The sequence below is a fragment of the Ruegeria arenilitoris genome (assembly GCF_013035425.1).
Classification (GTDB): Bacteria; Pseudomonadota; Alphaproteobacteria; order Rhodobacterales; family Rhodobacteraceae; genus Ruegeria; species Ruegeria arenilitoris_A.
Window position 1 is genome coordinate 130,861 of the sequence record NZ_WQHX01000006.1, and the last position, 12,341, is coordinate 143,201.

Annotated in this window: 11 protein-coding genes and 1 riboswitch; of the genes, 3 read left to right on the plus strand and 8 right to left on the minus strand. The window is 51.3% G+C overall.

Annotated elements, in window-relative coordinates:
• Position 1 precedes the first annotated feature (1 nt).
• The 3 genes from GOV45_RS16720 to nrtS all read left to right on the plus strand — a co-directional run bounded on the left by GOV45_RS16720 (position 2) and on the right by nrtS (position 2,896).
• Positions 2–1,063 (plus strand): LLM class flavin-dependent oxidoreductase, encoded by a 1,062-nt coding sequence (locus GOV45_RS16720; protein WP_170479892.1) that lies wholly within the window; start codon positions 2–4, stop codon positions 1,061–1,063.
• The gene (locus tag GOV45_RS16725; protein ID WP_170479894.1) at positions 1,064–2,545 is read left to right on the plus strand and encodes an aldehyde dehydrogenase; all 1,482 of its coding nucleotides are present in this window, start codon (positions 1,064–1,066) and stop codon (positions 2,543–2,545) included.
• Between the two features lie 123 nt (positions 2,546–2,668).
• Positions 2,669–2,896 carry a nitrate/nitrite transporter NrtS gene (gene nrtS, locus GOV45_RS16730; protein ID WP_170479896.1) on the plus strand — a complete coding sequence of 76 codons (228 nt, stop codon included), beginning with the start codon at positions 2,669–2,671 and terminating at the stop codon, positions 2,894–2,896.
• Between the two features lie 203 nt (positions 2,897–3,099).
• Here nrtS and GOV45_RS16735 read toward each other — a convergent pair whose 3' ends face one another.
• The 8 genes from GOV45_RS16735 to GOV45_RS16770 form a co-directional block, all read right to left on the minus strand.
• Complete coding sequence (locus GOV45_RS16735) at positions 3,100–4,035, minus strand: ABC transporter substrate-binding protein (RefSeq protein WP_170479897.1); 936 nt, start codon at positions 4,033–4,035, stop codon at positions 3,100–3,102.
• Positions 4,036–4,244: 209 nt separating this feature from the next.
• Positions 4,245–4,344: riboswitch (TPP riboswitch) on the minus strand.
• Positions 4,345–4,532: 188 nt separating this feature from the next.
• Positions 4,533–6,026, minus strand: a complete 1,494-nt coding sequence (locus GOV45_RS16740; protein WP_170479899.1) for a mannitol dehydrogenase family protein — start codon at positions 6,024–6,026, stop codon at positions 4,533–4,535.
• Entirely contained in the window at positions 6,026–6,799 is a 774-nt protein-coding gene (locus GOV45_RS16745; RefSeq protein ID WP_170479901.1) for an L-iditol 2-dehydrogenase, read from the minus strand. The genes GOV45_RS16740 and GOV45_RS16745 overlap by 1 nt, the downstream gene beginning before the upstream one ends.
• Entirely contained in the window at positions 6,796–7,800 is a 1,005-nt protein-coding gene (locus GOV45_RS16750; protein ID WP_170479903.1) for an ABC transporter ATP-binding protein, read from the minus strand. Before GOV45_RS16750 ends, GOV45_RS16745 begins: the two co-directional genes overlap by 4 nt.
• A 12-nt stretch (positions 7,801–7,812) precedes the next feature.
• A complete protein-coding gene (locus tag GOV45_RS16755; protein ID WP_170479905.1) occupies positions 7,813–8,643 on the minus strand; it encodes a carbohydrate ABC transporter permease in 831 nt (276 codons plus the stop codon).
• Between the two features lie 12 nt (positions 8,644–8,655).
• On the minus strand, positions 8,656–9,522 hold the full coding sequence (locus tag GOV45_RS16760; RefSeq protein ID WP_170479907.1) for a carbohydrate ABC transporter permease: 867 nt from the start codon (positions 9,520–9,522) through the stop codon (positions 8,656–8,658).
• 108 nt (positions 9,523–9,630) lie between these two features.
• Positions 9,631–10,935 carry an ABC transporter substrate-binding protein gene (locus GOV45_RS16765; protein WP_170479909.1) on the minus strand — a complete coding sequence of 435 codons (1,305 nt, stop codon included), beginning with the start codon at positions 10,933–10,935 and terminating at the stop codon, positions 9,631–9,633.
• 92 nt (positions 10,936–11,027) lie between these two features.
• Complete coding sequence (locus GOV45_RS16770) at positions 11,028–12,053, minus strand: LacI family DNA-binding transcriptional regulator (RefSeq protein WP_437436530.1); 1,026 nt, start codon at positions 12,051–12,053, stop codon at positions 11,028–11,030.
• Between the last annotated feature and the right edge of the window lie 288 nt (positions 12,054–12,341).

A 12,341-nucleotide genomic window follows, 5' to 3' on the forward strand; every position in this document is an offset into this window, starting at 1 on the left:
TATGAAGTTTTCGCTGTTCGTGCACATGGAGCGCAATGATCCAGCCAAGCCGCACTCGGAGCTGCTAGACGAACTAGTCGAACTGGTAGAAATTGCAGAAGCCGGTGGGTTTGAAATCGCTTGGGTTGGTGAGCATCACGGCATGGAATTCACCATCGCACCCAACCCATTTATCTACATCACTCATTTGGCGCAAAAAACAACAACCATTCGTCTCGGCACCGGCACTGTCGTCGCGCCATTTTGGCATCCTCTTAAACTCGCAGGTGAGGCTGGGTTGACCGATATTATCACCGATGGGCGGCTGGAACTAGGTATCGCGCGCGGGGCTTACCAGTTTGAGTTTGACCGCTTATGTGATGGAATGCCAGGTCCCGAAGGCGGCGCTCATCTTCGTGAGATTATCCCGGCAATCAAAGGCCTTTGGTCAAAGAATTATACCCATAAAGGTGAAATATGGAACTTCCCCGAAACCACACCTAGCCCTCTGCCATTGCAACAACCGCACCCACCTATTTGGGTTGCCGCTCGGGATATATCCAGCCACGAATTTGCCGTGGAAAACGACTGCAATGTAATGATCACGCCGCTTTGGAAAGGCGACGAAGAAGTCGATGACTTGATGCGAAAGTACAACGAAGCTTTGGCGAAGAATCCGGGAAAACCCCGGCGCGAAGTAATGTTGTGCAAACACACCCACATGGTCAAAAATGAGCGAGAGGCGCAGGACGCAGCAAAACAATTTAACAAGTATTTCAACTACTTTGGCGCTTGGTTCATGAATAAGCGACCTATTCAAGACGGGTTCATCGAACCACTTAGCGAGGAAGAGCTGGCCGCCAACCCAATGTACGCCCCGGACGTGATGCGCCGCGATTTGCTGATCGGCACGCCCGAAGAAGTGATTACGAGACTAAGACTCTACGAATCCTGGGGGGTAGATCAGTTCAGTTATTGGATCGACAATGGCTATCCGCACGAAGAGAAAAAGAAATCTCTCATAAGGTTTATCGAACACATCGTTCCAGTGATGTCTGGTGACCCCGCTCGAAAGGCCAGCTGAATGGGAGACTTTCCGGTTTTTCGAAACTACATTGACGGCTCTTTTGTCGAAGGTAGTTCCACTTTTGAAAGCATAAACCCGTCAACAGGTGAAACATGGGCCATCATGCCTGCAGCTGGTGCCGCAGACACAGCCCGCGCGGTCGAGGCGGCTAACCGCGCCTTTCTGTCGCGTGAATGGGCTGGCTTGACACCCACTGCGCGAGGAAAGCTGCTGTACCGACTAGCGGATTTATTGGCAGAAAATGCGCAGGACTTAGCCGAGATTGAAACCATCGACACGGGTAAAATCATCCGGGAAACGAAGGGTCAGGTCGGCTATACCGCCGACTATGTGCGTTACTTTGCGGGCCTTGCGGACAAGATCGAAGGCAGCCATTTACCAATCGACAAGGAAGAACTTGAAGTCTATTTACGCCGCGAACCAATCGGGGTCGTCGCCGCGATTGTTCCGTGGAACTCACAGTTATTTTTGGCAGCCGTCAAATTCGGCCCTGCTCTGGCGGCAGGATGCACCATTGTGCTGAAAGCGTCAGAGGATGCACCGGGGCCGTTGCTGAAATTTGCAGAACTTGTAGACGAAGCGGGTTTTCCACCTGGAGTTTTCAACGTGATAACGGGTTTTGGCGAAGAATGCGGACAAGTGCTGACATCGCATCCTGACGTTGCACGCATTGCTTTTACAGGCGGCCCTGGTACCGCAAGGCAAATCGTTCAAAACTCGGCAGAAAACCTTGCATACACCACGCTAGAGCTTGGCGGGAAATCGCCTGTCATAGTTTTCGACGATGTAAACTTGGATTCCATGATCAATGGTGTTGTGGCAGGAATTTTTGGCGCCGCCGGGCAAAGCTGCGTTGCCGGGTCGCGTCTTTTAGTTCAGCGTCGAGTGAAGGACGAATTAATTGGCCGACTCAAAGCCAAGGCTGAGGATATCCTGATCGGTGACCCATCGGATCCGGCTACGGAATACGGTCCTTTGGCGACCAAGGCACAAATCGACAAAGTTGAACGTGTCGTCGAGAGCAGTATCGCTGCGGGCGCGATACTGATAACTGGTGGAGCACGCCCTGAAGGGTATCAGGGAAAACAATACTACCTGCCAACTATACTGGACTGTTCAAATGTGAAGGATGCGGACTCGGTTACCGAGGAATTGTTTGGTCCGGTACTTAGCGTTCTTACCTTCGATACCGAAGATGAAGCCATCGCAATGGCCAATTCAACCAATTTCGGATTGGCAGGAGGCGTCTTTACAAACAACTTAGCCCGGGCTCACCGCATGATCCGCGCAGTACGAAGTGGCATTATTTGGGTTAACACTTACCGCGTCGTTTCGCCGATTGCACCCTTCGGCGGGTTCGGGGAAAGCGGTCTGGGTCGCGAGGGGGGAATGGAGAGCGTTCTGGATTATACACGCGCTAAAACTGTCTGGATAAATACCTCTGACGCACCCATCCCCGATCCATTTAAGATGAGATGAACGACCCGCGGAAGTGGTCCCTGTTATTTAGAGTTGCTTCTTCAACCTTGCTTGTGGTCTTTCAAGGCAATAACTGAGCGAGACGCCAGCAGTTTCCTTAGGCTTCAAAGGTGAAGATCACAAATGGCCAAATTTCTGAATCTTGCAATGCAGCCTTCGGTCATGCGACGCGCAGGTCGCATAGCCTTAATAATTGGCAGCGTATTTTTCTTGATCAACTATGCAGATAAATTGATCGCAGGCACGATTACGCGTCCGGAAATAATAAAGGCAATGGTCAGCTACTGCGTGCCCTACTGCGTTTCAACTTATTCGTCGGTTATGGCGGTCATCGAAAGCGAGTCGGCATAACATTTGCTACAATTGTGAACCCCGAACCATCCTCAACTGACTCAACGCAATCTCCTAGGGCATACATTGAAGAAGGTAATATGCGCGATGACACGTCAAAGCGTTCGTCAGCACATAGCAAATTCAATCTTAACTTTTGTGACCTGCAACCATCGAATTGCAATTCGATGGCTGGGTTTTTACCATGTTTAATGGTCGCTTGATTATTGCTCTCCTAAATCAACCGCCAATTTCGAGACGGGTCTAGTACCCTCAACCAGCCCAATATCCGAGAGGAACGCTTCGAACCGTTCATAGCGACCTTCGTCCAGGGCCTCAGGACGTAGAGCAAACCTTGGCAACGTGTCGATCCAAGCCTTTGCGTTCAAATCGTCATTCAACTCTGCAGCGTAGTTTTTGAAGACGCTCCAACTTTCGATCGGGTTGTTGACAATGAACTGAGTGGCCAGTTGGGTAGCACCCAAAAACCGACGAACCAAATCTGAGTCCATTCGATCAGCGTTCGCCACATAAATCAATTCATCGTAGGTCGGCACTCCCTCTTCCTCTACGTAAAAACACCTCCCTTCGACGCCTTCTATTTTCATCTGATTTAGTTCAAAGTTCCGGTAGGCTCCGATTACGGCATCGACCTGACCGGACATAACCGACGACCCCAGCGAGAAATTTACATTCACAAGTTCGATCTCATCCAGGCTGACGCCATTTCGCTTCAATATGGTTGTCAACAATGCTTCTTCGAAACCAGAAACCGAAAATCCTATTTTGCCGCCCTTTAGGTCTGAAACTTGCTTTACTGGTCCGTCCTTCAAAACCAGTAGACAGTTTAGAGGAGTGGCTATCAGAGTACCTACTCGGACCAGAGGCAAACCTTCTGCCACCTGCAGGTGATGATTAGGTTGATAACTGACCGCTAAATCTGCTTTCCCTGCAGCAACCAACTTGGCGGGCGCTGATGGATCTGCCGGAGGAATGATTTCAATATCCAACCCTGCATTGGAAAAATACCCAAGTTCCTGAGCGACAATGATGGGTCCGTGGTCAGGATTTACAAACCAGTCAAGTAGAATGGTCATCTTGTCAGTTGCCCACACAGGTGTCGGCAGGACGAGGGCCGCGCACATTATCAGATGTTTCACAATTGGTTTCCTTGTTCACAAAAGCTAACAAAGTAGCTCATCAGGACATTTCGGAGATCTGCCGACGTTCTTTACCCTGACAAAACACAGGCCAGACAACTTAGAATTGCCGGTGTTTTCAAATTTATCATTTGCAGCAAATCTTATGGACAACACGCCCAGAATCTCTTCGACTTATGTCAGAACGAGCGAGGGAAACCAGCGGTGGGGTCCACCTTGAAACTGTTTCCTACGCCGGTTCTAACCGGTTCAGGTTCAATGGGTTCGCGTAAGCGTCTCAGCCAAAATTTGGCACCCCAACAGTAAGCCGGGAAATAGTGAAGTTGGCCGCGACATGTCAATCAGTTTTCATTCGGGATGATCCCCAAAGGTCGTGTTTTGCGTTTGCCCACACACAATGATGGTTACTGATTGAGATGATCATTACCGATACAATCGGCGTTGCAAAGCCGATTTTCCAGCCACCAATTGGTTAGAATTCGGACCACTCCGTTCCGTTAAGCCAAATAACGACGTATCGCTGCACGGCTACCGTTTTTAACAATCTCGTCTAACCAAACTTTGAACTCAGCCGCAAAGCGTTCGTCGTGACCAATTTCGCCGTAAAGGTTGGCTTTTCCAATCCACGCCTGCGCTCCCTCATGCGCTGCGAGGGCGGCACCTTTCAATTCGTTCCAGATCGGATCGTTCGGGGAAATCTCGGTCCCATCTTCCCGAAGGCCAGTGCACATCCGGCACCAAAGCGCTTGTGACAATGCCAAGCCAGAGATAGGCGTCCCAGCGTTTAGAGCATCACGCAGCGACGGCAGCAAAAACCCCGGATGCCGGGAAGACCCGTCAAAAGCTACTCTGCGGGTTGTGTCGTGGATCGCAGTATTGGAGAACCGCCTCTTTACCAAAGCAAGATAGTCGACTGGGCTAGCCCCTGGAACAGCCTGAACAAGAGGCACAATTTCTTCAACCTGAACCTTCTGGAAGAACTCCGAGATATCTGGATCCTGCATGCAGGATGAAATTGTCGGTGCACTCAGGATCTCTCCCACATTTGCAAGAAGCTGATGACCGCCGTTTAATATACGCAGTTTCATCACCTCATAGGCGTGAACGTTTTTCGTTATTGTTACGCCAACATTTTCAAACGGGGGTCGATCTCCACAGAAATTGTCTTCAATCACCCATTGCCGAAAGTTCTCATGCGTTACAGGTGCGAGATCATTGATGCCTAGTTCCATAGCTTGTTCGACCACCTGATCCGTTGTGGCAGGCACAATGCAATCCACCATCGAATTTGGAAAAGCTCCGTATCGATCAATCCAATCAGCCAATCCCGGGTCAGATAGCCCTGCCAACCCAACAACGCAGTTTCGCAGGATCGCGCCATTGCTTTGCAGGTTGTCGCAACTAAGAACCGTGAAGGGTTTCAGCCCGGCCGACCTGCGTCGTGCAAGTGCCGCCACAATTGCGCCGAATGCCGTGCCTGGATGGTCGGGATTTTGAGCATCACGGAGTATTTCTTCGTGATGAATATCGAATTCTGAAGAATTCGCGTCGAGGTAGTACCCGCCTTCGGTCACAGTAAGTGACACAATGCGGATGGCCGGTTCGGCCATTTGCCGGATCAGCGACAAATTGTCAGGCTCGATCGGAAGATAGCCGATCATTGGGCCGATGACTTCGGCAGATGTACCGGATGGGTCCAATTCAATCAGTGTCGTGAGACAGTCTTGCGCCAATAACTTCTCACGCATTGCTGCGTCATAGGCTCGAACCCCTGCCCCTATGATCGCCCAATCCTTTGCCTCGCCTTGCTGCATTAGTTGGTGGATATACCAAGCCTGATGCGCACGGTGGAAATTCCCAAGGCCGATATGAACGATGCCAGGCTTCAAATCCTCGCGCCGATACTTCGGTGTTTTGACGTGCGCGGGCAAATCATCTAATCGGTCGCGCCGCAATTTTACCGGTGCATTCGCCTTTGCTGTTGGGTTCATCAGCTCATCCAATTTCCACCGTCGACATTGTAGGTTTGAGCCACGATGTACTCAGCTTCATCAGATGCCAGGAAAACGGCCATCCCCGTCAGATCCTCCGCACGCCCCATGCGGCCATAGGGTACTGCTGATGCGACTTCGCGCCTTTTTTGCCCGCGTTCTTTACCCTCATATTTCGCGAAAAAGGCATCAACACCATCCCAGTGTTCGCCGTCGACAACCCCTGGCGCGATGGCGTTCACGTTGATCCCATGCGGTATTAGATTCAATCCCGCTGACTGCGTCAGCGAAATCACAGCCGCTTTGCTGGCACAATACACTGCCACCAATGGTTCACCACGACGTCCGGCTTGCGAAGCCATGTTGATGATCCTGCCCTTGGTTCCATTTTCGATCATGTGCCGGGCAACGGCCTGAAGCGTGAACAGAGTTCCGGCGACATTGATTTCAAATACCCTATTGTAATCCTGTCTTTCGATTTCAGTGATCGGAGCGGCTGAAAAAATCGCAGCATTGTTAATTAAGATTTCAATTGGGCCAAAATGCGAAGAAACCTCAGAAATTGCGTTATCGATACTGCTTTGTTCGCGGACGTCCATTTCTACAGCCATTGCTGAAGACCCTATTTCTGACGCAGATTCCTGCGCACGTGCGACGTCGACATCTGCCAATGCTACACGCGCACCTTCTGAGGCGTAGGCCTCGGCGAAGGCTAGTCCAATACCGCGGGCAGCACCTGTTATGAGTGCCGTTTTACCAGCCAACCGGTTCATTCGATTCGCAAGCCTTTCGCGTCGAAACGATGAATCACATCCGCACGCGGCGTCAGCTGGATACGGTCACCATGTCGGAAACCGACCTCACCATCAGCTCTCACAGTGATAGTTTCCGCCAAGCCTGTTTCGTGAATATGAAAGAAAGTATCGGACCCAAGATGTTCGGAAACGCCTACTACGCCATTCCAAGTTCCTTCATTTTCGGAAACAGCGATGTGTTCAGGTCGTACGCCGATGGTATGCGCACCATGTTTTTCGGCCTCTTCGCCTTCGATGAAGTTCATCCGGGGCGAGCCAATAAAACCCGCTACGAAAAGGTTACGCGGCGTACGGTAAAGTTCCAAAGGGCTGCCGACTTGTTCGATTACACCTGCCTGAAGCACAACAATCTTGTCAGCCATGGTCATTGCTTCGACCTGATCGTGGGTGACATATATCATGGTCGTCGCAAGACGTTCGTGAAGCTCGCTGATTTCCAGCCTCATACCAACGCGTAAAGCCGCGTCGAGGTTCGACAAGGGTTCATCAAAAAGGAACGCTGCGGGTTCCCGGACAATTGCTCGGCCAATTGCGACCCTCTGGCGCTGACCGCCAGACAATTGCCCGGGTCGGCGATCCAGATAGTCGGTCAGGTTCAGAACACTTGCAGCTCCTTCGACGCGACGGTCGATCTCAGCCTGATCCAGCTTTGCCATACGCAACGGAAACGCAATGTTCTTGCGCACGGTCATATGCGGATAAAGCGCATAGGACTGGAACACCATCGCCAACCCTCGTTTCGCGGGCGGTACGTCCGTAGCATCCGATCCATCAATCTCGATCGAGCCGGAGGTGATGTCTTCCAACCCTGCGATCAAGCGTAACAAGGTGGACTTGCCGCAACCCGAAGGGCCAACAAAAACTGTGAACTCGCCATCTTCGATTGTCAGATCCAGAGGGGGAATGACCTCGACGTCGCCGAAGCTTTTCGTCACGGACTTGAGTTGAATGCGTCCCATTTGTCTCGTTCCTTATTTCACAGCGCCGAAGGTCAAGCCGCGGACAAGTTGTTTCTGACTGAACCAGCCAAGGATTAGAATTGGTGCAATCGCCATGGTCGATGCCGCGCTAAGTTTCGCAAAGAACAGACCTTCTGGGCTGGAATAGCTGGCGATGAACGCGGTCAACGGGGCCGCGTCCACGGCGGTAAGGTTCAGGGTCCAAAACGCCTCGTTCCAAGCCAGAATGAAGTTCAGCAATACAGTTGATGCTATGCCAGGTACCGCCATAGGCGTCAGTATGTGAAGGATCTCTTCCTTCAGTGTCGCCCCATCCATCCGCGCGGCCTCCAGAATCTCTCCGGGGATTTCGCGAAAGTAGGTGTAAAGCATCCAAACGATGATAGGCAGGTTAATGAGCATCAACACAACAACCAGACCGCCGCGCGTGTCCAAAAGACCCAACCGAATAAACAGAAGGTAAATCGGGTAAAGCACGCCAACCGCTGGTAACATTTTCGTCGAAAGCATCCACAGCAGAATGTCTTTGGTGCGTTTGGATGGCACAAAGGCCATTGCCCATGCGGCGGGCACTGCGACAATAACACCCAAAAGGGTCGACCCACCCGCAATTATTACCGAGTTCCAAAGGAAACGCATGTAATCTGAACGCTCCTGCACGATGGCATAGTTTTCCAAGGTCCAGTTAAAGTTAAGAAACAGTGGCGGGCTTGCGATTGCCTGTGCCTCAGTCTTGAAACTGGTCAGGATCGTCCAAAGGATCGGGAAAAATATCAGCAGACCAACTGCCCAAGCTAGGGCGGTGTTAAACGATTTGCGACGTGTCGTGACTGCGCGGGCCATGATTTTCTCTCCTCACGCGTCCAGGTTCTTGCCGACGATGCGCATCAGGAAGATGGCTACGATATTGGCAAGGATGATGGCGTAAACACCGCCGGCTGAACCGAGACCCACATTTTGACTTTCCAGCACACGTTGGAAAATCAGGTAGGTCAGCGTCCGAGTTCCGAAAGCACCACCTGTGGTTACGAAAATCTCGGCAAATATCGACAACAGGAATATTGTCTGTATCAAGATCACAATAGTGATCGCGCGGCTCAGGTGCGGCAAGATGATATGATAAAATCGCTTCAGCGGCGGGGCTCCGTCCATCTCGGCAGCCTCAAGCTGTTCGCTGTCCAAAGACTGTATTGCGGTTAGAAGGATCAGAGTCGCAAAGGGTAACCATTGCCAAGAAACGATCATGACTATCGAAGTCATCGAAGCTTCGGACAGCCAAGAGATCGGCTCTGCTCCAAAGAACCGCCATAGATGGGCAAGCAGGCCGTTTACCGGATCCATAAACATGTTCTTCCAAACAAGCGCAGACACGGTTGGCATTACAAAGAACGGGGCGATGACCAGAATGCGAACAACACCCTGCCCCCACATCGGTTGATCCAGCAGCATAGCCATCAAAACGCCGAGTACGACAGTGATCACAAGAACACCGCCGACGATTACCAAAGTGGCTTGTACTGCAGGCCAGAATGCGCTGGACGAGACAAAACGAATATAGTTGTCAAATCCGACCCATCCTAAATCACCGCCGCGCAGCGGCAGGTATTTCTTGAAGGAAAAATACAGCGTCATCGTCAGGGGCACGAGCATCCAGCCAAGCAGCAGGACCACTGCGGGTGCCATCATCAGGCGTGCAACGGATCGGGAATGTTGAGTAGCCATGACGCAAAACCTCTCTGTTCAAGCCAATTGCAGCCTGCGAGAAAAATTCAGTTTGTGAAAGAAGGCCGCGGGGGGCAGTCCCCTGCCCACCCGCTTCGGGAGTGTGCCTTAGTAACCTGCGGCTTCCATCTCTTCAGCTGTAAAGGCCTGCGCTTTAGCAAGAGCTTCATCTACCGTTTGCTGGCCCGCATAGACCGCCGAGAACTCCTGACTCACCTGTGTGGCGATGCCTGCAAATTCTGGGATCGCCACGAACTGGATGCCAGTGTACGGCGTCGGCTGCGCGCAGCAATTCTGCGGGTCAGCGGCAAGGATTGACTTTAGCGTCATCTGCGCAAAGGGAATATCCTTGTAATTGTCGTTTTCATACAAAGATGTCCGAGCGCCCGGAGGTACGTTGGCCCAGCCTTCGTTCTCGGCCACTAACTCGATGTAATCCTTCGACGTTGCCCATTCTATGAATTGCTTGGCTGCATCCTCTTGCTGAGTACCCGCCGGGATGGCAAGCGCCCACGCCCACAACCAGTTGGCACGTTTGTCGACGCCTTCAGAATTTGGAGCCAGCGCAAAGCCAACTTTGTCCGCTACAGTCGAATCATTCGGGTTAGTCACGAAAGACGCCGCAACGGTCGCGTCGATCCACATACCGCACTTGCCCTGCTGAAACAGCGATAGGTTTTCATTGAAACCGTTGGTTGCATAACCCGCCGGTCCGGATTCACCCATCATGTCCACGAAGAACGTAAGTGCCTCTTTCCATTCGGGCTGATCAAACTGGGGCTTCCAGTTCTCGTCAAACCAGCGTGCTCCGAAAGAGTTCCCGGTTACAGTGATAAAAGCACCACCTTCGCCCCAACCAGCCTTGCCGCGAAGGCAGATACCGTTGATATCATTGTCCCGGTCTGTCATTGCGGCCGCTGCTTCGCGGATGAATTGCCATGTCGGCGCTTCAGGCATTTCCAGACCGGCTTTTTCCATCAGGTCGGTGCGGTACATGATCATTGAGCTTTCACCATAAAAAGGTGCTGCATAGAGCGTACCTTCGTGGCTCAGACCACCTGCCATTGCTGGCAGAAGATCCCCAACATCATATTCTGCGGACATGCCATCCAAGGGAACGAGCCAATCGTTTGCGCCCCAAATCGGTGTCTCGTACATACCGATTGTCATGATGTCGAACTGACCGCCTTTGGTCGTGATGTCAGTGGTCACGCGCTGACGCAGCACGTTTTCTTCTAGTGTTACCCACTCTACATCGATGCCGGTCGCTTCGGTGAATTTGTCAGTATAGCCCTGCATCCTAATCATATCGCCGTTGTTCACAGTTGCGATTGTTATGGATTGTGCATGGGCTGCTGCCGTTGCGACGAAAGTCAACGCAGTCGCCGCACGAAGTGCGTTCTTAAGATACATCCCTGTCCTCCCTGAGCTTGGATGTTGTAGGAAAAGGGTAGATCAGAAATTGTCGCGGCGTCAATAAAAACTTTACGCGCGTCAATTTTTAGTCAGGCAGATTCCCTTAAAATGAGTCGGGCCGGAAACAAAGTTTCCGTTCGTTTGTCGAATTTCCCACCGTTTTCAACAAGTTCAAAAAGCGTTTCGACACTGCGCGCGGCGACATTGTCGTAGTCATGCGCAGCGGTCGTTAAAGACGGGCACGTGAATTTGGAAAAGGGGTGGTCGTCATTTGACGCCACGCGTAATGCGCAATCTGCTTTGCGTCCGACCCGAATCCCCCGTTCGTAACACGCAGCAAGAAACCCAATTGCAAGACGGTCATTACTGCACAAAACAGAGTCAGTCCTAAGAGCGCCTTCCTCCAGAGCTTTCATCGCACCCTGGCGGCCAATCTCTTCGAAACCCCAACCCTCTCCGTCGATTTTTATAATGTGAGGCTCGAACCCAAGTCTCTGCATGACTTCGATATAGGCATTGCGCCGTTTGTTCGCATTCGGGTTCGCGGGGGTCCGCATTTCAAAAAACGACGGCGGTTCGCCGGTCCGAGTCATGTACTCTACGGTCTGGGAAACGAAACTATAGTTATCCGAACCAATGAAAGCAGCACCCAATCCTTCTAGATTACTATCAAACAAAACTGTTGGCACGGTGCCGCTAAAATTTTCGATTTTGGAACGATCCGATGCTCGCCCCAGTGGTGCCAACAAAACGCCAGCAGGTTTCAACGACCTCAAACTGTCCAGTATCTCGCCTTCCAACTCTGGCTCACCATGCGAACTGAACAAAGTTGGGCGGTACCCTGCAGCAATGCAGCTCTGCTCAAGATACCGGGCAATTTCCGCAAAGAAGGGATCAGCCAGATAGGGAACAACAATGCCAATGTTCTTCGTTAATTTACGGTTTTGGTTAACGGCGAAGATATTCGGACGATAATCGAACCTTTCCAATGCTTCTTCGATACGAGCCCGAGTCGTGCTACGCACGCTTTCAGGATCGTGAAAATACTTGGATACAGTTGGACGAGAGATACCACTGACAGCGGCGAACTCTTCCATATTCTTTATTTTTGTCATGCCCATCTACCTAGGGTGAACACCACCGCGAATTTAACACGTCTTTACGTATTCTTTGCGCGCGACAAAAAATGTCAATAGCGGGTAATTGACTGATTAGTTATTAAAAAATTCTGTTTGATTTCAATTAAATCAAAGAACTTGCAATCAAATAATTTCCGCCAGCGCGATGGGAAACTCATCCTGGGTACGCGAGGGGACTTGAATGAGTCAAAGAAAAAATCGCCAAACGAACGTCAATTTAGCGGTTAGCTTTGGACGATTTAAAAGGGGCAGGGTCGTTCGGCA